The organism is Pedobacter borealis DSM 19626, from assembly GCF_000708285.2.
Taxonomy (GTDB): Bacteria; Bacteroidota; Bacteroidia; order Sphingobacteriales; family Sphingobacteriaceae; genus Pedobacter; species Pedobacter borealis.
In genome coordinates this window covers 1-17,626 of record NZ_JAUG01000045.1, presented here as the reverse complement: position 1 = coordinate 17,626, position 17,626 = coordinate 1, and the positions used below count along the sequence as shown (strand labels likewise).

The following is a 17,626-nucleotide window of genomic DNA, read 5'->3' as shown; positions in this document are numbered from 1 at the left end:
TCTGTCAATGATCGCTTGTCGAAGGACTGTTTTAAATATTATTATTAAAGCGTTTCGACAAGCTCTCCGTAGGAGTCCTTTGGACAACGTGACAAATTCTATTAGATTTAACTTTTAAAACACCTACCCATTTTAAAAACTTATTTTGGTTACAGGTGTAAAAACCAGGTCATCTACTCCTGCAATTTTGACCCCTATCCTGGCAAAAACATAATTTTGTGTCGGTACAATTGTGGGGATGCTTACACTCATATTTAAGTTATTCAGGTCGGCAAGTGCTGCACCCGTAAGTTGTTGTGTCGCAATGTTATTACCTCCATCTACAAACTGTGTTTTGTTGATATACAGTGATACACTTTCTATATCTTTTGCATTGGCATCGGTGATGATTTTTTCCAATTTACAGAATCCGTTCACTTTTCCGGAAGCTGCGGTTAAACTAGCGCCACGGATCATGTAATAAGGCATTACTTCAATATCCATCACCTTGTTACCGCTAATATTTACCGCGATGGTATCTTGTTTACCTGCGGCATTCTTTTTCCACAAAAACGGTCCCTGGTTTGGTGAAAAAACCAGTTTGTAGTTCCCATCAAATAACTTAGCGGAGTAATTGCCATCCTGACTAACATTTACGTTTAATGCGGAGTAGTTGCCAAAGCCCGACTGCCAAAGTTCGAAATTTACCTGACCGTATTGCACATTGATTGCTTCGCCTTTATAAACGATCCTTCCTGTAAAATCGGCCGCAGGTGCTTCGTAATTATCCTTTTTACAAGAGGAGAAAAACACAGCTATAATTGCCCCTATGATGAAATAAAATCTATTTTTCATGTCTATATAATTGATTATTGATTAGGGTTTCTGATAATTTTCGGGTTGCCATTAAGTACATCCTGCCCGATAGAAGAGTAGTAATTACCGATACGGAAGCGGTGCGCTGCAGTTACACGGCTAGGTTTAATCACTTTAAAAATATACTTTAAATGATTTGCATTGCCCGGATTATAGTATTTATATGGCCACAAGCCAAACACCTGTGTACTGGTGCGTGTTGCACTACCGATATTACTGGCATTGGTAAAATCAGCAACCGACATATTGTTGCCGTTCCATACTTTATCAGCCAGTCTCCAACGTTTCATATCCCAAAGCTGATGTCCTTCAAAAGCAAATTCTACTTTACGTTCGTGTACGATACGATCGAAGGTAATATCGGCCGGACTTAGTGCTGTGGTTAATCCTGCACGGTCTCTTACCGGTTTAATATAATTGGCTGCAGTAGCTGCATCGCCCAATTCAAAAGCGGCTTCTGCAGCATTTAACAATACTTCTGCATAACGGTAACGTACCCACCATACATCGCTACGGGTACCTATCTGACCTGAACCTGTAGCCGGATCTAAATATTTACGCACGTAAAATCCTGATTGTGCGCTGAATTCTAAACCATCAACAGGGCCATCTCTTCCAACCACTTGTACCGATGCCGGATTATCTGGCAGTACCTCTTTTTTGCTCTGCCCGAAATCATCTCCTGTGATAATGGTGCCATTCCCCAATTGATAGCCCGCCCATATATCAACCGTTTTTCCTTTAAACTGTGTTCCAGGGAGAATTACAGTACCGGCCAAACGTGCATCGCGGCCAGCAAAAATATCGGTAATATTGGTATAATAAACCGGGTTTCCGCTGCCATCCACGGAGGCTAATGAGGCATAGGTATTGTCTAGTTTTTCAAAAGACTGCACCAGATTTAATGAGGGGTTCAATCTTCCGCCCTGTGCTTCCTCGGCAGAAGAACGCGGTTGGTTATCGATTGTAAAACCATGAGCTTTATTGGTTTTCAATTTAAAATCCTTTGCAAATATCACCTCTGGGTTACTACCCTTATCGGTAAAAAGGGCTGCAAAATTATCGGATAAATTAGGGTTCTTTTTATAAAGCGAATATTTACCGCCATCGATAATTTCTTTAGCAGCATTTAAGGCTTTGGTAAAATAACCATTGGCCATTGCAGCAGGAATGCCAACCTCTCCACCTGGAAGGGTTAATTGGGCATTGCTATATTTGGCAATAGAACCTGCATAAAGCGCAGCTCTCGATTCCATAGCCAGGGCCGCAGCTTTTGTAGCCCTGCTTTGTACAGTTGCATTATCAGGAAGTATGGTTTTAACGGCTTCCAGTTCAGCAATCACAAAATCGTAAATTTCAGATTCCTTTGCCCTTGGATATTGCAGGTAACTTGGATCTCCGCTATAATCATAAGCCAGGGGGACAGTAATCAGCGGAACACCGCCCATTCTTTTTACCATCTCGAAATAAACACCAGCCCTGATAAAACGCGCCTCAGCTAAAAAACGGTCGCGGTCTTCGGCTTTTAAAGCGGTCGCTTCTTGCCCACGTTTAATAAACAGATTCAGGTCGTTCACCAGCCTGTAAACGCCCATATCCCAATATCTCCATGCATCGTATCCGTATTCTAAATTCTGGTGGCGACCATAATCACCACTGGCTGAGGCAAAACCCTCATCAAAATCGGTAAAAGCCCACCATGCTTCAATGGTCTGATAATCCGGGTAACGGTCATAAAGATCGCCAACAACAGTAAGCACCAGGTTGGGGTCTTTCCATACTGCATCAATGGGCAGGGTACTGGTTGGCTGTTTATCTAAAAACTCCGAATCTTTTTTACACGACTGCGCAAAACTTAAACATGCAATGGCAGCAAATGCGTATATATATTTTTTCATTTGATTAGTCTTTTTCATGTTACAGCGTTAGTTTAAGGCCGATATTAAAGAATTTGTTCTGTGGATACTGCAATCCATTATCGTCGGCAATTTCAGGATCTACACCATAATCTTTCAGGTTATCGATAGAGAACAGGTTGTACCCGTTTACATATACCCTTGCATTCTGGATCTTGATTTTTTCTGCCCATCTTTTTGGCAAGGTATAACCAATTTCAAGTGTACGTGCCCTTAGGTACCTAACATTGTGCAACCAGAAAGTAGAGTTTCTGGTATTGTTACTATGGTCGCGGTCATTAAAACGGATTGCAGGATATTTACCGGCCACCCATGGACTGTTCAGGTCGTAAAGATTAGTGCGGTGCCAACTGTCATCAGCAAAATTCTGCAGCAAAGCACCTCCGTTCTGGAATGCCCAGCGCTGCTCCCAGTTCTGGTTCCAGGAATACATGGCACCACCAGAAAAATCTGCAGTGAAATCGAAGTTCTTATAAGAGCCACCGATGGTGAAACCAAAGCCGACGTTTGGCTGCCCCGCCGTGGTATAACCAATCGGCCTTTCGTCTAACCCATCAATAATCCCATCGCCATTCTGATCTTTGTAAATTAAATCGCCGGGCAATAAAGAGCGGTTTCCTTTTCCATCGATGTTAACTTTGTAATTATTAATTTCATCGATACTCTGAAACTGACCGGTTACTTCGTAACCCCAAAAAATATCGGCGTATCTATCGGTACCATTACTTCTATAATTCTCCCAGGAGTTACCAAAACGTGGTTTATACCTTTCTAAAAGTTTCTTTCTGCTAATGGAAATGTTTCCGCCAACATTGTAGTTAAACTCACCGATTTTATCTCTGTAGTTTAAAGAGAATTCTCCTCCAAACTGTGCATCACTCTCCAGGTTTTCAACATTTAAAGGGTACCCCAGTTCAATAGGTACAATTACATCGTTTTTGATGGCCGGTAAACCAGAACGTTTTCTATAAAAATAATCTGCAGTTCCAGAAAGTTTACTGCCGAACATCGTAAAATCCAGACCGATATCGGTAATTTTGCTTTTAAACCAGCTCAGGTTATTGATAATAGGACCTTTATCCCTCGAAGTGGTGATGTTTTTTCCATCCAATATCACGCTGCCCTGGTTGTAGTTATAGCCTGGGATATATGCAAAAGGATCGATACCCACATCATCATCACCCAATACACCATAAGAAGCACGGAGCTTCAGATCATTTAAGATATTGCTTTCGCCCAAAAGCGATTTCATAAATTTCTCTTGGGTAATTCTCCATCCAATTGATGCCGAAGGGAAATAACCAACACGCCTATCTGGTGCAAACTTCCAAGAGGCATCTCTACGACCGGAAAGCTCCAGGTAATATTTATTGTCGTAGTTGTAATTTAACCTACCCACGTAACCGATACGGGCCTGTTCTTCTTGTATATCAGCAAAATCCTGCCCGTCCATATCGGCAAACTGAAGCACCGGTAAAATATTAGTTTGTGGTACAGCGTGCTGAAAGGTATAAGTTCTAAAACGGTCTAAACGCTCGGCTACCAATACTCCACCAACGGTATGTTTGCCAAAAGTGCGGTTATAATTAGCCTGAAGCTGATAGGTATTCGTGTATACTTTTTCATTTCTACGCTCTCTATATGGATTTGAACTGCCTACTTTTTCTTCATAAATACCCGTTTCTGGATTATAGGTGTATACATTGTAAGTGTACTCGTGCCCATTGATTACGTTATCGGCGATATAATAAGAATATAAACCTTTTATTTCCAAACCTTTGATCGGCGTTTCGTAAGAGGCTGATAAATTGGTCTGTAAAACTCTCCAGTCTGATTTCCAGTAGCCGGTTAAAGCTTTACTTTGCACAGCGAACTGCTCGGTATTGTGCCCGATATCGTTCGGGTAATTTGGATTACCATTGGCATAAGCCTGTTCGGTAGGCCTGTTTCTCAATAAGGCAAAACGGGCAGCCCAGTAATCATCTCCCCCCGGTACGCCTGGCTGGTCGCGGCTCTCGATACGGCCATTGATGAGCATACCCACCTTAAAGCGGTCGGTTATTTTAGCTTCGATGTTACTCTGGATATTGGTCCGGTTAAAATCGAATTCCCTTGCCGTTCCATATACGCCCTTCTGATCTAAACGGGTAGCAGAAAAGTAATAGTTTACCCGGTCACTTCCACCCGAAGCACTTAGGTTTACTGAAGTTTGGGGTGCGTTAGGTGCAATGATAATGTCTTTCCAGTTCTGGCTTTGGTAGCCATATTCTGTTCCTGCTTTCCATTTATCCAGTTCGGCCTGGGTAATACTCGTTGCGCCGTTCTGGTTCATTTCTGCAGTAGCCTGTCCCACTTTCCATTGGTAAGCATTGGTCGTTTCTGGAAAACGTACCCAGTTCTGCCAGCCCGTGTAAGCATCAACACTAAAGGTATTGCGGGTACTGTTTTTTCCTCTTTTTGTGGTTACCAAAATTACACCATTTGATGCCCTGCTACCATAAATAGCAGCCGACGCATCTTTAAGCACACTGATACTTTCGATATCGTTAGGTGAAATATTATTGAACTGGCCAGCATCCTGTTGAATACCATCGATAACATAAAGCGGGTTACCCATGTTACGGATCTGGATATTGGCGCTCGCACCAGGTCTTCCGTCAGGCATCCTGAAAGATACACCTGGCAGCTTTCCGGCCAAGCCTGTACTTACTGTAGAACCGCCGTGCACTTTTTCGAGATCTTTGCTGCTGATTGATGAAATGGCGCCCGTAATGGCTTCCTTTTTCTGTGTGTTGTAGCCCACCACAATAACCTCTGACAGATCGTTGTTAGATGGCTTAAGGCTAACATTAATTTGCGTACGGCCAGCCAATGCAACTTCCTGATTGGCATATCCCACATAAATAAAGATCAGGGTAGCATTTTTATCGCTTACCTGAATTTTGAATTTTCCATTGCCATCGGTAGTCACGCCTGTGTTAGTACCCTTAACTTTAATACTGGCGCCAACAACCGTTTCGCCCTTTTCATCAGTTACTGTTCCGGTAACAGCTGTTTGCTCCTGGGCACTGAGCTGAAAGGAAAGTAAGATTAAGGTGATGGAAGTAAAAATAGCGGAGAGGACTTTGCGTTTCAAAAACATTTTTTGAAGTGGATACCAATCCAGGCAGACAAAGCCACCATAAGAGAATAAACTTCTTTTCATATTAGGTTAGGGATTTGGTTAGTTAAAGAGCTAAATGGATTTAGTTCTATTTAATTCTTATCCAAAGATTCGGTTTTTAGCTTTTCAGAGGGATACGCATTTGTATCAATCTTTCTTCATTTTGTCTCGATCTGTGTTTAAGGAGTCTGTTTAGCCACGGAGACTCAGAAACACGGAAAATGCCGCTCAATGCGTCATCCTGAGTTCAGCTCAGGATCTTAATGGCAACGGATTAGCATGATAGATTAAGAAACAAGTTGATATACAGCGTGGAATCGTCATTCCCAACTTGATTGGAAACCAAGGATTGCTCATGAATGCCTCTGAAAAAAGGAAAACTTATGAATAATCGTAATGCAAGCGCATTAAGATTAGCTTCGCTGAGCACTTCGTGGTTCCCGCCTGCGCGGGAATGAGAACCGATTTTTGGATTCCGTCATGCTGAGTCCACCTCAGCGTATTAATAATAACAGACTAGCATGATAGATACTGACCACATAGTAGCTACAAGACAATTGAAAATAATATTTCTACTTGTAAAACGAGTTCAGTATGACGACCTTTCTATGGAATCAACCTTTCGAGTAAGCAATCTTGCAGTGGCGACTCCTCCCTGCGGGCGTCATCCTGAATTTAGCTCAGGATCTTAAGCAACAGTTTTTTTGGAAACGATGGGGCTGGCACATTTCGGTTAGGGAAGCCCTGCTATCACTCCAAGTCCTCTCCCGATAGAAAAAATCGGGTTCCGGGCTTTACGTTTTATCAGGTTTATTTAACGCAGGCCTGTAGTGCTATTGAAATCAGACTTTGCAGATTTTTTACGCCGGGTTTTGCGTTAGGGATTGTAAGGGTTCAGTACCGATCCTTCATCGGTACCGGAGCGAAGCGCAGCCCTGAAAAGCCCGACCTTTGCGCAGCTTAGGTAACGCCCAAATTAGCCTGCAATTAGCAGTTGACAGTTTTCAGGTCATAAAAACTGAGTTCCTTAAACCATTAAGGCTTTACCAAATAAAAATGGAATCTGTCTCAATCTTTCTACTTATCCGCTCAAATTCAATTTAGCCTGAAAGCAAAGCATTTCTTTAATATATTTGATGCAGCTGACCAAGATATCTTGAAAAAACTCTTTATCCTTTTATGCCTGTTGTTTTCGGCCCACCTGCTGTGGGGGCAACCTTATTATTTCAGGCATTACCAGGTAGAAAACGGACTTTCTAACAATACAGCCTTTTGTAGTGTGCAGGATGGAAACGGTTTTATGTGGTTTGGCACAAAAGATGGCTTAAACAGGTTTGATGGTTATTCATTTAAAACCTATCGCCACGACCCAGACCAGGCTGGCAGTTTAGGCAACGATTTAATCTATGCACTTCACCACGATCGGGAGCAAACACTTTGGGTAGGTACCAACAGTGGCGTGTACCAATATAATCCGGCAAAAGAAAGCTTCAGCATCATCAAAGAAACCAAAGGGATGCGGATTATAGATCTGGCCAGCGATCAGTATGGAAATTTATGGATCTTATCTTCATTCAAAATATACCTATATCAAAAGCGTACCAAGAAGGTACAGGCTTTTACCCATAATGCACCTTTCGATGCCTCAATGGTAACGGTTTTAAAAGATGGCAGCGTCTGGATCAGTACCGGAAGGGGAACGCTGGAAAAATACAATGCCAAAGCGAATAATTTTCAGCGCTTTAACATCAACGGTAAAAATGCAAAAATAGAATACGGCTGGGTATCCAGAATTGCAGAAACCGAAAATGGAAATTTATTGGTCGGCACCACCAATCAGGGGGTCAAGCTCTTTAATCCGGTTACTTTATCATCGAAAAATATACTCCGGTTAAACGACGACCAAACACCAATCTTTGTACGGGATATCAAAAAAACAGGCCCTCATGAGTTTTGGATTGCTACCGAATCGGGCATTTACATTTACAATGACGAAAATGGAGCGATTATCCATATCAAAAAACAGTACAATAATGATTATTCTTTAAGCGATAATGCCGTTTACACCATCTGTCTTGACCGCGAAGGAGGCGTTTGGACGGGCACCTATTTTGGCGGCGTAAACTACTATTCGAGCCATACTTCCCTGTTTACCAAATACTTTCCTCAAAAAGGTACAAACTCGATCAGTGGAAGTGACGTAAGAGAAATTACCAGGGATGGTAACGGAAATTTCTGGATCGGCACGGAAGATGCGGGGCTGAACAAACTTGACGTAAAAACAGGAATATTTAAACACTTCTTACCGGATGGAAAACCCGGAAGCATTGCCTATTCCAATATCCATGGTTTATTGGTTGATGGCGACAAACTCTGGGTTGGCACTTTCGAACACGGACTGGATGTTTTAGACCTGAAAACAGAAAAGGTAATTAAACATTACCAGGCAGGTGTTGGAAATGCCTTACGCACCAACTTTATTGTTACTTTTTGTAAAACACGGTCTGGTGAAATTTTAGTTGGGACCATTAATGGGATTTACCGCTATAACCGCAAGCGTGATGATTTTGAACCTGTTGCCGGCCTTCCCTTTATTTTTTACGATTCGGTTATCGAAGATAGCAAGGGTAATATCTGGGCAGGTAGCTTTAACGATGGTTTATTTCAGTTTAACTTATCCAAACCTGGATATGTGAACTACCGATATATTCCGACAGATGCGAAAAGTTTAAGTCATAACACCGCAAATAGTGTTTTTGAAGATAGTAAACAGCAGATTTGGGTAACCACAGACGGTGGCGGACTTTGCAGATTTGATCAGAAAACACATCAATTTAAGCGTTACAGCATAAAAAATGGCTTTCCGAGCAATTACCTGTTCCGCATTGAAGAAGATGACGCAAATAAGTTCTGGATTAGCAGTACCAGGGGACTTATCCATTTTGACCCATCCACGGGTTTAAACAAAACCTATACTAAAGCCAACGGATTACTTACCAATCAGTTCAACTACAGTTCTGCCTATCAGGATGAGGATGGCCGAACCTATTTTGGAAGTGTAAAAGGGCTGGTCAGCTTCAATCCGGCCAACTTAAAAGCAACATCATACGAAACCCCTGTATTTTTAACCGGATTTCAGATCAACAGCTTAGAAATAGGTTTAAATGGGGCAGATTCTGTTTCTGATCAATCGATCGTTTATGCCGATACCATCGAACTTAACTACAACCAATCTTCTTTTAGTATCGATTTTGCGGCATTAAGCTATCTCTCGCCCGAAATGACAGAGTATGCCTATAAAATGACAGGGCTTTATAAAAACTGGGAATATTTAAAAACCAACAGGAAGGTTTATTTTACCAAACTTGCCCCTGGGAATTATATTTTTGAAGTGAAAGCACTGGTTGAAGGAAGTAGTACCTGGAGCACCAAAAACGCGAAGTTACTGATCAAAATCCGTCCTCCTTTTTACCTTAGCCCGGTGGCGTATCTGCTCTATCTGATCGCGGCAGGTGGAATTATCTTCTTTCTGGTACGAAGCTATCACCGAAAAATCGCGTTAAAAAACAGCAGGCGGATGGAAGTTTTTGAGCATGAAAAACAAAAAGAAGTGTATCAGGCGAAAATCGAATTCTTTACCAATGTTGCTCACGAAATCAGAACACCCCTTACACTGATTATCGGCCCGATGGAGAAACTGATTAAACAAGCCGATGCCGTACCCGCGATAGGAAAGAATTTACGGATTATGGAGCGAAACACCGATAGGTTGCTCAAATTGACCAATCAGTTACTGGATTTCAGAAAAACCGAAACCAGCGAATTTTCATTAAATTTCGTAAAAGCCGATATTTCAGAAATCCTAAAAGACGTATTTCTTCAGTTTCAACCTGCTGCAGAACAGCATGAGATGAAGTATAACCTTCATTTACCTGAGAAAAAGCTCCTTGCCTATATCGACGTAGAGGCCTTTTACAAAATGATCAGCAATTTGGCAGACAATGCCATTAAGTACGGAAAAAACATGGTACAGATCAATTTATCATTGCAGGAAGGCGATAAGTTTGCTGTGGTGGTAAAAAACGATGGACATCGCATCCCAATTGAAATTAAGGACAAGATATTTGAACCTTTTTTTAGAGGCAAAGAAACAGAAATTAAGGCAGGAACCGGAATAGGTTTATCGATTTCAAAATCGCTTGCTCAACTGCATAGCGGAGCGCTTTATTTAGATTTTAATGACCATGATTTTAATATATTTGTATTGGAATTGCCTATCCATCAACTTATAGAATTTAACCTGAACGGAAAATGGAAGAAATTGTAGGCAAGCTGACCATAAAAGATACTGAAGGTATGGAAAGATCTGTCGTGTTGCTGGTTGATGATAATGAAGATATCCTTGATTTCATTTCAGATGATCTGGAAGAAAAATACGATGTACTACAGGCCAGAAACGGTATAGAAGCATTAGAAATATTACAGCATGAAATTGTTCAGCTCATTATTAGCGATGTAATGATGCCCGAAATGGACGGTTTCGAATTTTGTGCGAAAGTAAAATCTACCTTAGAATTCAGCCATATCCCCGTTATCCTGCTTACCGCAAAAAATTCATTGCAATCTAAAATTGAAGGTTTAGAACTGGGTGCCGATGCCTATGTGGAAAAGCCCTTTTCTCCCGAGTTTTTACAGGTACAGATTTCGAGCCTGATTAAAAACAGGAACAAGATCAAAGCATATTTCGCGAGCTCTCCCCTGCTCCACCTTAAAAGTATTGCATATTCAAAGGCAGACGAACTGTTTTTAGAAAAATTACAGGATACCATTAACAAGAATATCAGCAATCAGGATCTGGACGTCGAACATCTGGCAGAAAAGATGAATATGAGCCGGCCAACCTTATACCGGAAAATTAAATCCATTTCTAACCTTAGTCCAAACGAACTGATTAATTTGGCAAGACTAAAAAAAGCGGCCGAGCTTTTAAATGAAGGGATACTGAAAATTTACGAAATCTCAGAAATGGTTGGTTATAGCTCTCAATCGCACTTTGGCAGAAACTTTGCCAAACAGTTCAGCATGTCGCCAACCGATTATGTAAACAGTAAAACTGTTGATAAAAAAAGCCTTAAAATCAAATAGTTAAGCCTTGTTATTTTCTTAATTTTTCCGTAAATTGTCATAACCAAAATATAGAAGTTATGAACATGCTTAAGAAAATCCAGATCTGGGGTGATCACCATCACCCAAAATGGTTGGACTATTTTAGAATCTTATTAGGCCTTATTTTAATTTGGAAGGGTATTGATTTTTACATCAATATGCCAGCCTTTAGTAATTTAATGAGGGGCGCTTTCTTAGGCACGGCAGTGAGCATTAGCCTACTGGCACACCTGATTATTATGTTACACCTAATTGGGGGCTTAGCCATCACCCTGGGCACACATACCCGTGTATTCTGCCTGGTTAATTTACCAATATTGATCGGGGCGGTATTCTTTGTAAATATTTCTGGTGGAATTTTTAAACCCTATTCAGAATTTTGGTTTTCGGTCTCCGTATTAATCGGACTCGTTTGTTTTGCAATTGAGGGAAATGGAATTTTATCGGTAGACCGGGAAAAAATTTACCCTAAAGAGGCGCTTTAGTTTAAACTTAAAGCCCAAAATTGTAGCTAAAACAGCCTTTATTGGCCCTGTATTTGTTTTTTTAAAAGTTTTTATGCGAGCTAACTAAATGATTAGCAACGCTTAAAATATTTATGCAAATATTTGATTCGAAATCATTTGCAGATTTGCTTCAAGTTCGTACTTTTGCAGCGGAGAGTTGGCAGAGTGGTCGATTGCGGCAGTCTTGAAAACTGTTGACTTGTTAAAGGGTCCGCGGGTTCGAATCCCCCACTCTCCGCCAATCTGGTATCAAAACCAAAGAAAAGCCTGCAAATCGTATGATAGCAGGCTTTTTCGTTTTTATCAGGTATCAAAACTCTCATTAATTCCCATAAGATTGGTGCGTGATTCGGTGTTGCGCTGTGAAAAGCTCGTGAGGTGGGGATTGCAAATGAAACACCTCTTCACAACCCGTCAGGTATCCAAACCTGACCGACAAGGACTAGTCATCCACCGGAAGCAAGTCTTGCGTAGTCATCAGAAATGATGGCACGAAGCGTAGACAGCGATTGCCTAAGGTATGCTATTGAGTCTCGAAACCGCTGAAATGTCGAAGCCTTGGTTTTCACCGACACCAGGGCAATATCAAACCGGCGCTAATGACAAGGCGGTACGATTCGACCGGGGTCTTAGAACATATCAGAAGCATATTGGGGTTGTACGGGAACACAGGAGAGCCTCCCGCTTCCATACGAAAAGCGGCAATAAGGATGACCGGACCAGAAGCATCCTAGCCTACAGGGTACATACCGCCACCCTGACAGGCACACAAGAAAAGGCGGTATCGGAATGGTATCCTGACCGAGGGAAACCGAAGGAAAGGAAAAGAGCGAAGGCAGTCTTAGCATCTTCATAGTACTGATAGAAAGGTGGGAAATCAGCTCCATGAAAGCCAAGAGTAAGGAAGGGAGATGCCTATTTTACGGAGCTGCATTTTAGAAACAATCAGTGTACCAGAGACATGAAACAATTGTTAACAGTAGAAATGCAGATAGCGGAAAGGGCAAGGAAGTATCCGGGCGAAGCCTTAACGAACCTGCATGAAATGGTAGATGTAGGGCTATTGGAAGCTTGCTTTGCCACCCTGAATAAAAAGGGTGCGAGTGGCATAGATGGCCAGACATGGAAGGATTATCAGGCACAAAAAGGAGAACGAATACCTCAGTTGCTGGCGGCCTTCAAAAGTGGCAAATACCGGGCACCTGCTATCCGGAGGGTATATATACCTAAAGGAGAAGGGAAGCTCCGGCCATTAGGCTTGACCACAATAGAGGATAAGTTGCTGCAAACAGCAGTAACCAAAGTCCTTACTCCTGTGTATGAACAACTATTCCTTCCCTCCTCCTATGGGTTCAGACCGGGCAAGTCACAACATCAGGCATTGGAATCCTTATTTAAAGAAGCAAGCTTTAAGGGGATGCGCTATGTGATAGATGCAGACCTGCAAAATTACTTCGGCAGTATAGACCACCAAAGCCTAAGGAGCTTCCTTGACCGCAGGATAAAAGATGGCGTGATCAGAAAAGCGATCGACAAATGGCTCAAAGCAGGTATAATGGACAAAGGACAGCTTAGCTATCCGCGGGAAGGAACGCCGCAAGGCGGTTCAATTTCCCCGCTGATCAGCAACATCTTCCTACATTATGTATTGGACGAGTGGTTCAAAGAACAGGTTCAGCCCCTACTCAAGGGGAAAAGTTTCATCATACGCTTTGCTGATGATTACCTGCTGGGTTTTACCAACAGTGAGGATGCAATGCGGGTGATGGAAGTACTACCTAAGCGCTTAGGTAAATTTGGATTAACATTGCATCCTGAAAAGACCAGATTAATAGATCTGGGCGGAAATACTCAAAAAGTGCAGTCAAAGAAGACCTTTGATTTTCTAGGCTTTACCCATTACATGGGTAAAAGCAGAAAAGGGAATCTGATACTAATGCGCAAAACGAGCAGCAAAAAGCTAAATGCGGCGCTGATAAGGATGGACGATTGGATCAAAAAGAACCGGGATAAGCTGTCTATAAAGTTGCTTATCCATGAACTCAACCTAAAACTGCGGGGCTATTATGGTTATTATGGCATCACATTCAATCTCAGGAAGATCAGATCTTATTATCAGGGAACAAAACGGATGCTTCAGAAATGGTTGAACCGTAGAGGAGGCAAACGGATATGGACTTGGGAAAGGATCATCAAACTCGTGGAAGAATGGGAACCACTGATAAGACCAAGGATCTATCACAGTTATTTGTAGCGAAACCGTAAATAGAGGAACCGTGTGCAAGAAAGATGCTCGCACGGGTCTGCGGGGGTGCGGGGAGGTAACGATCCGCTCTACCCGGAAGTAAATCTTGAACAGGTAAAAACTCACCAGATTATTAATATCAATTTGATATTGAACAGGTTACGTTACTAAACATCTTGATTCTCCATCACTGCAAGGCTAAATTTGTTTACTTTTTAATGTTTAACATTATGAAAACCAATTTCAGCTTGCTCTTCTACATGAAGAAGCCAAAGAATTATCAAAAAGGCGTTGCCCCTATCTATCTTCGCATTACTGTGAGTGGTAACAGGTCAGAAGTTACCACTGGACGTAGTTGCGAACCCTCCCGCTGGAATGCGGGCATAGGCAGGGCACCCTACATTTAGGCACAGACCCACAGTCATATTATTAAAAAATATTAACCTTTACAACTTCTGGTAAATAAAATCCCTTTTATTTCAAACCAGCGTCTATCTTAAGGTTCAAGATGATAAGCCAGCAATTGGATAGTGTTAGCTATTTTTATTCAGTTTTCCCTTTTAGTTTAATCCAAGGCAGAAATATACAAGAAATCCCCAAAACCTTATTATCAGTAGATTTGATACCAAGAAACTTATCATAATCATTTTGAAAGATTGACATAGGCAATTTATTCACATCAATCGAAGGGGTTTGATTTAATAAATCACTTACACTTGTGGTTAATGACGTTTTGTAATTATAGAAAACAGGAATAATCACACTCGTTAATAAACTTGAATTTACTCTTATAATGGACTTTTGGATAGTACTTTGAAGTATATTTATCAGTTGGACAGGATGTTCAGATGAAAATGTAATGTGCTTTATTTTCCCATCTAACAAATCAACTTTTATCAATAGCACTCCATTTTCATTAATTTTTTGAAGCTCATCAATTTGCTTATAGGCAACCTGATAAATATCACTATAAAGCTTCTTGCCCCCATCTAATTCAGCTGGCTTTTGAGCAAATGTTTGAATACCTATTATAATTAGTATCCAAAAAAAATTAAACCTTAATTGCATTTTGTCCCCCCTGTTCCTTTTGTATATTTATCATAATTAGTATTAATTTCATCTAAAGTCACATCATAAGTAGACTTGCATAATGCAGCAAAGTCAGAGTAACCCCAAAGGTCTTTCATTCCGGTTAATGCTAATTTTAAAGCGTCTTGTGCATCCATTCCAAATGAGTCCTTAAGAAGTTGTGCGGTAGGATTTACAAAGTTTTTAAACATAGCGACATGATCTAAGCTAGAGTTACCGTTATTCAAATTATTTTCCTTAATAAACACATGGATGATCTCATGTGCTATGATAATGCCCCATCCTTCTTGTGACATATTATACCCAGACGTTGATGAATAATAGTTTGAACTGATGTTGATTTCCCAGTTATGCGGAGTTGGGTCTGTGGAATAAGCAGGAACTATACTGTTGTTAACTGTTAGATTATTTCCCTCTTTAAAAATCACGTTAATCTTACTATCCGTTGGCAACAAAAAATTATTGTAAAATCCCGTCACAAAATTTTTGATTTTTGTATCGGTAATTTTGGACAACGCAGCCTTTTTGCAAGGATCTGTTAGGTTATTGGTTACTTGATTAACGACGGGTGCCTGACCGCCACCTACAGCATATCCCTCATCTCCTGGACACATCTCTTGCACCGGATCAAACAATACGCCAACACTCCAATTACACCCATAATCCAGAGCGTACATATAGCACATGTTATTGACAGAGTTAAAATCATTTAATGCATCTTGTCTGGTTGGGTATTGTTTATTTACAAGTACGGTTATTTGTTGTATTATATAATCAAGTACCATATCGAAAGCTGGCCCTGTTGGCCCTGAAACATTGCCATTAGCACTTGGCACTGCAAAATAACAAGTCCCCACACTGAGACTACTTTGTGGTACATTTTGTGTAGATTTTTGCAAATTGCCCTTCAATCCAGCAGCTTTATTTCTATCAACTGTAATATGCTTTATTTGTTCGGGTTGTAAACGATCCTGCTTGCAAGAATGAATTAATAGAATTGTCAGGAGTAAGATTAACGCAACACCCATTCCCCTTTTAAGGGCTTTAGTCTGTAATGATTTTTTCATAGGATGTTTGATTAAGGTTTATACCCAAATTTATTTTGGATTTATGTTTAAATTTTAACGAAAATAAAAATATTAAAGCAATAAAATAAACATTCAGCGTCATTCGTGGCACCTGTAAAAAATTACATATATAACAGATTGGTAAACAGATAGTTAAACTTAATGTTCATGTCCCCCACTCTCCGCCAATCTGGTATCAAAACCAAAGAAAAGCCTGCAAATCGTATGATAGCAGGCTTTTATCGTTTCCGGCACATCACAAAACATGCATGAATTCGCATAGTTCTGGTGAGTGATCCGGTGAGTAAAACGAAAAATTGAAATGACTCACCGAATTCTTTATAAAATACTGATCATCAAGATGTTCAGAAAGGATACATCTTGACTTTTGAATACTGCAAAGCTAAATTTGTTAACCATTAATGTAAGACATTATGAAAACCAATTTCAGCTTGCTCTTCTATTTGAAGAAGTCAAAAAATTATCAAAACGGCCCTATAGCAATCTACATGAGGATTACTGTTGATGGTAAAAGATCCGAAATCACTACAGGAAGATCCTGTGAACCGGAGAAATGGATTGTTGCCACCGGTCGGATCAATGGAAAAAAGGAGGACGCAAGGTCCTTGAACGCCTACCTAACGGACCTACAGATGAAGGTCTATGAAGCGCACCGTCAACTTACCCTATGCGACAAACCAATTACTGCGGAAGCCATCCGCGACAGGTTCCAGGGAAAAGAAGAGAAACAGAACACATTGATCGGGGTCTTCACGGAGCATAACCGTAAGATGGAAGTTCTGGTAGGAACCGAGTATACCAAAGGCACAGCCCAAAGATACCGCACTTCCCTTAAACACACTGAGGATTTTTTGCAATGGAAATATTCTGTAAGTGATGTTGAGCTTAAAAAGGTGAACCATGAGTTTATTACCGAGTATGATTTTTATTTGCGGTCGGTCAGAAAATGCAACAACAACTCCGCAGTAAAGTACCTGAAGAATTTCGGTAAAATTATCAGAATATGCCTTTCCAACGAATGGATGTCCTTTAATCCATTTTTGAATTACAAAAACAAGGTCAAGCCAATCGAGAGAGTATGCCTGAACGAAGAGGAAATGGAGAAGATTGCCCGTAAGCCGATGGTAAGTGAGAGGCTGGAACAAGTTAGGGACATATTTCTTTTCTGCTGTTTTACAGGGCTTTCTTACATTGACGTAAAGCAATTACGGGAAACTGACATCGTACTGGGTATAGACGGTGAATATTGGATTTCGATCAAAAGACAGAAGACCCATGTCCCCTCCCGAGCTGGTGCGAGCTTGTAGCTCGTACCCAAATTAACTTAAATTATATCGATTTCTAACAAACCCTTTTCTCCAGAAAAATCTATTGCACTACTATACTTCCAATGGTAATCTTCTGCTACAAAGCCTGCCTCAACTGGATTGTTGTGAATATAATCGACTTTTTGATCAATTACTTCGTTTGACCACAGCTCAATAGGCTTGTCATACTATTGCCAAAACTGGCCATTTGTTACATTCCTGTTTTTTTCCCGAGCTGGTGCGAGCTTGTAGCTCGTATCCAAATTAACTTATCATATCAATTTCTAACAA

Annotated in this window: 11 protein-coding genes and 1 tRNA gene; 7 read left to right on the top strand and 5 right to left on the bottom strand. The window is 40.9% G+C overall.

The features are described 5' to 3' along the window. Window positions 1-132: 132 nt before the first annotated feature. The 3 genes from AW17_RS13455 to AW17_RS13445 are packed head-to-tail and all read right to left on the bottom strand — an operon-like array spanning window position 133 to window position 5,976. Window positions 133-834 (bottom strand): DUF3823 domain-containing protein, encoded by a 702-nt coding sequence (locus AW17_RS13455; RefSeq protein WP_029277220.1) that lies wholly within the window; start codon window positions 832-834, stop codon window positions 133-135. Window positions 835-848: 14 nt separating this feature from the next. After that, the gene (locus tag AW17_RS13450; protein WP_029277219.1) at window positions 849-2,753 is read right to left on the bottom strand and encodes a RagB/SusD family nutrient uptake outer membrane protein; all 1,905 of its coding nucleotides are present in this window, start codon (window positions 2,751-2,753) and stop codon (window positions 849-851) included. Between the two features lie 19 nt (window positions 2,754-2,772). Next, a complete protein-coding gene (locus AW17_RS13445) occupies window positions 2,773-5,976 on the bottom strand; it encodes a SusC/RagA family TonB-linked outer membrane protein (RefSeq protein WP_029277216.1) in 3,204 nt (1,067 codons plus the stop codon). Between the two features lie 1,114 nt (window positions 5,977-7,090). Between AW17_RS13445 and AW17_RS13440 the strand changes: the two genes are divergently transcribed. The 6 genes from AW17_RS13440 to AW17_RS25150 all read left to right on the top strand — a co-directional run bounded on the left by AW17_RS13440 (window position 7,091) and on the right by AW17_RS25150 (window position 14,258). Next, entirely contained in the window at window positions 7,091-10,261 is a 3,171-nt protein-coding gene (locus AW17_RS13440) for a ligand-binding sensor domain-containing protein (RefSeq protein WP_051691830.1), read from the top strand. Beyond that, the gene (locus AW17_RS13435) at window positions 10,246-11,079 is read left to right on the top strand and encodes a response regulator transcription factor (protein WP_051691829.1); all 834 of its coding nucleotides are present in this window, start codon (window positions 10,246-10,248) and stop codon (window positions 11,077-11,079) included. Before AW17_RS13440 ends, AW17_RS13435 begins: the two co-directional genes overlap by 16 nt. Before the next feature lie 59 nt (window positions 11,080-11,138). Beyond that, the gene (locus AW17_RS13430; protein ID WP_029277211.1) at window positions 11,139-11,585 is read left to right on the top strand and encodes a DoxX family protein; all 447 of its coding nucleotides are present in this window, start codon (window positions 11,139-11,141) and stop codon (window positions 11,583-11,585) included. 172 nt (window positions 11,586-11,757) lie between these two features. Next, a tRNA-Ser gene (locus AW17_RS13425) sits at window positions 11,758-11,847 on the top strand. A 720-nt stretch (window positions 11,848-12,567) separates the two neighbouring features. Beyond that, window positions 12,568-13,860, top strand: coding sequence for a group II intron reverse transcriptase/maturase (ltrA, locus tag AW17_RS13415; RefSeq protein WP_029277207.1), 1,293 nt, complete (start codon window positions 12,568-12,570; stop codon window positions 13,858-13,860). A 209-nt stretch (window positions 13,861-14,069) separates the two neighbouring features. Further along, window positions 14,070-14,258 carry an Arm DNA-binding domain-containing protein gene (locus AW17_RS25150; RefSeq protein ID WP_342421973.1) on the top strand — a complete coding sequence of 63 codons (189 nt, stop codon included), beginning with the start codon at window positions 14,070-14,072 and terminating at the stop codon, window positions 14,256-14,258. Between the two features lie 136 nt (window positions 14,259-14,394). Here AW17_RS25150 and AW17_RS13410 read toward each other — a convergent pair whose 3' ends face one another. After that, the gene (locus tag AW17_RS13410; RefSeq protein ID WP_029277205.1) at window positions 14,395-14,919 is read right to left on the bottom strand and encodes a hypothetical protein; all 525 of its coding nucleotides are present in this window, start codon (window positions 14,917-14,919) and stop codon (window positions 14,395-14,397) included. Further along, window positions 14,910-16,007, bottom strand: a complete 1,098-nt coding sequence (locus AW17_RS13405; protein WP_029277202.1) for a hypothetical protein — start codon at window positions 16,005-16,007, stop codon at window positions 14,910-14,912. The genes AW17_RS13410 and AW17_RS13405 overlap by 10 nt, the downstream gene beginning before the upstream one ends. 434 nt (window positions 16,008-16,441) lie before the next feature. Between AW17_RS13405 and AW17_RS13400 the strand changes: the two genes are divergently transcribed. Continuing rightward, window positions 16,442-17,335 (top strand): site-specific integrase, encoded by an 894-nt coding sequence (locus AW17_RS13400; protein WP_029277200.1) that lies wholly within the window; start codon window positions 16,442-16,444, stop codon window positions 17,333-17,335. Window positions 17,336-17,626: the final 291 nt, after the last annotated feature.

What these genes read in the sequence shown, in the direction of transcription:
- AW17_RS13455 (WP_029277220.1), bottom strand. Translation starts at nt 834, where the DNA reads ATGAAAAATAGATTTTATTTCATCATAGGGGCAATTATAGCTGTGTTT.
- AW17_RS13445 (WP_029277216.1), bottom strand. Translation starts at nt 5,976, where the DNA reads ATGAAAAGAAGTTTATTCTCTTATGGTGGCTTTGTCTGCCTGGATTGG.
- AW17_RS13405 (WP_029277202.1), bottom strand. Translation starts at nt 16,007, where the DNA reads ATGAAAAAATCATTACAGACTAAAGCCCTTAAAAGGGGAATGGGTGTT.
- AW17_RS13430 (WP_029277211.1), top strand. Translation starts at nt 11,139, where the DNA reads ATGAACATGCTTAAGAAAATCCAGATCTGGGGTGATCACCATCACCCA.
- ltrA (WP_029277207.1), top strand. Translation starts at nt 12,568, where the DNA reads ATGAAACAATTGTTAACAGTAGAAATGCAGATAGCGGAAAGGGCAAGG.
- AW17_RS13410 (WP_029277205.1), bottom strand. Translation starts at nt 14,919, where the DNA reads ATGCAATTAAGGTTTAATTTTTTTTGGATACTAATTATAATAGGTATT.
- AW17_RS25150 (WP_342421973.1), top strand. Translation starts at nt 14,070, where the DNA reads ATGTTTAACATTATGAAAACCAATTTCAGCTTGCTCTTCTACATGAAG.
- AW17_RS13450 (WP_029277219.1), bottom strand. Translation starts at nt 2,753, where the DNA reads ATGAAAAAATATATATACGCATTTGCTGCCATTGCATGTTTAAGTTTT.
- AW17_RS13400 (WP_029277200.1), top strand. Translation starts at nt 16,442, where the DNA reads ATGAAAACCAATTTCAGCTTGCTCTTCTATTTGAAGAAGTCAAAAAAT.
- AW17_RS13435 (WP_051691829.1), top strand. Translation starts at nt 10,246, where the DNA reads ATGGAAGAAATTGTAGGCAAGCTGACCATAAAAGATACTGAAGGTATG.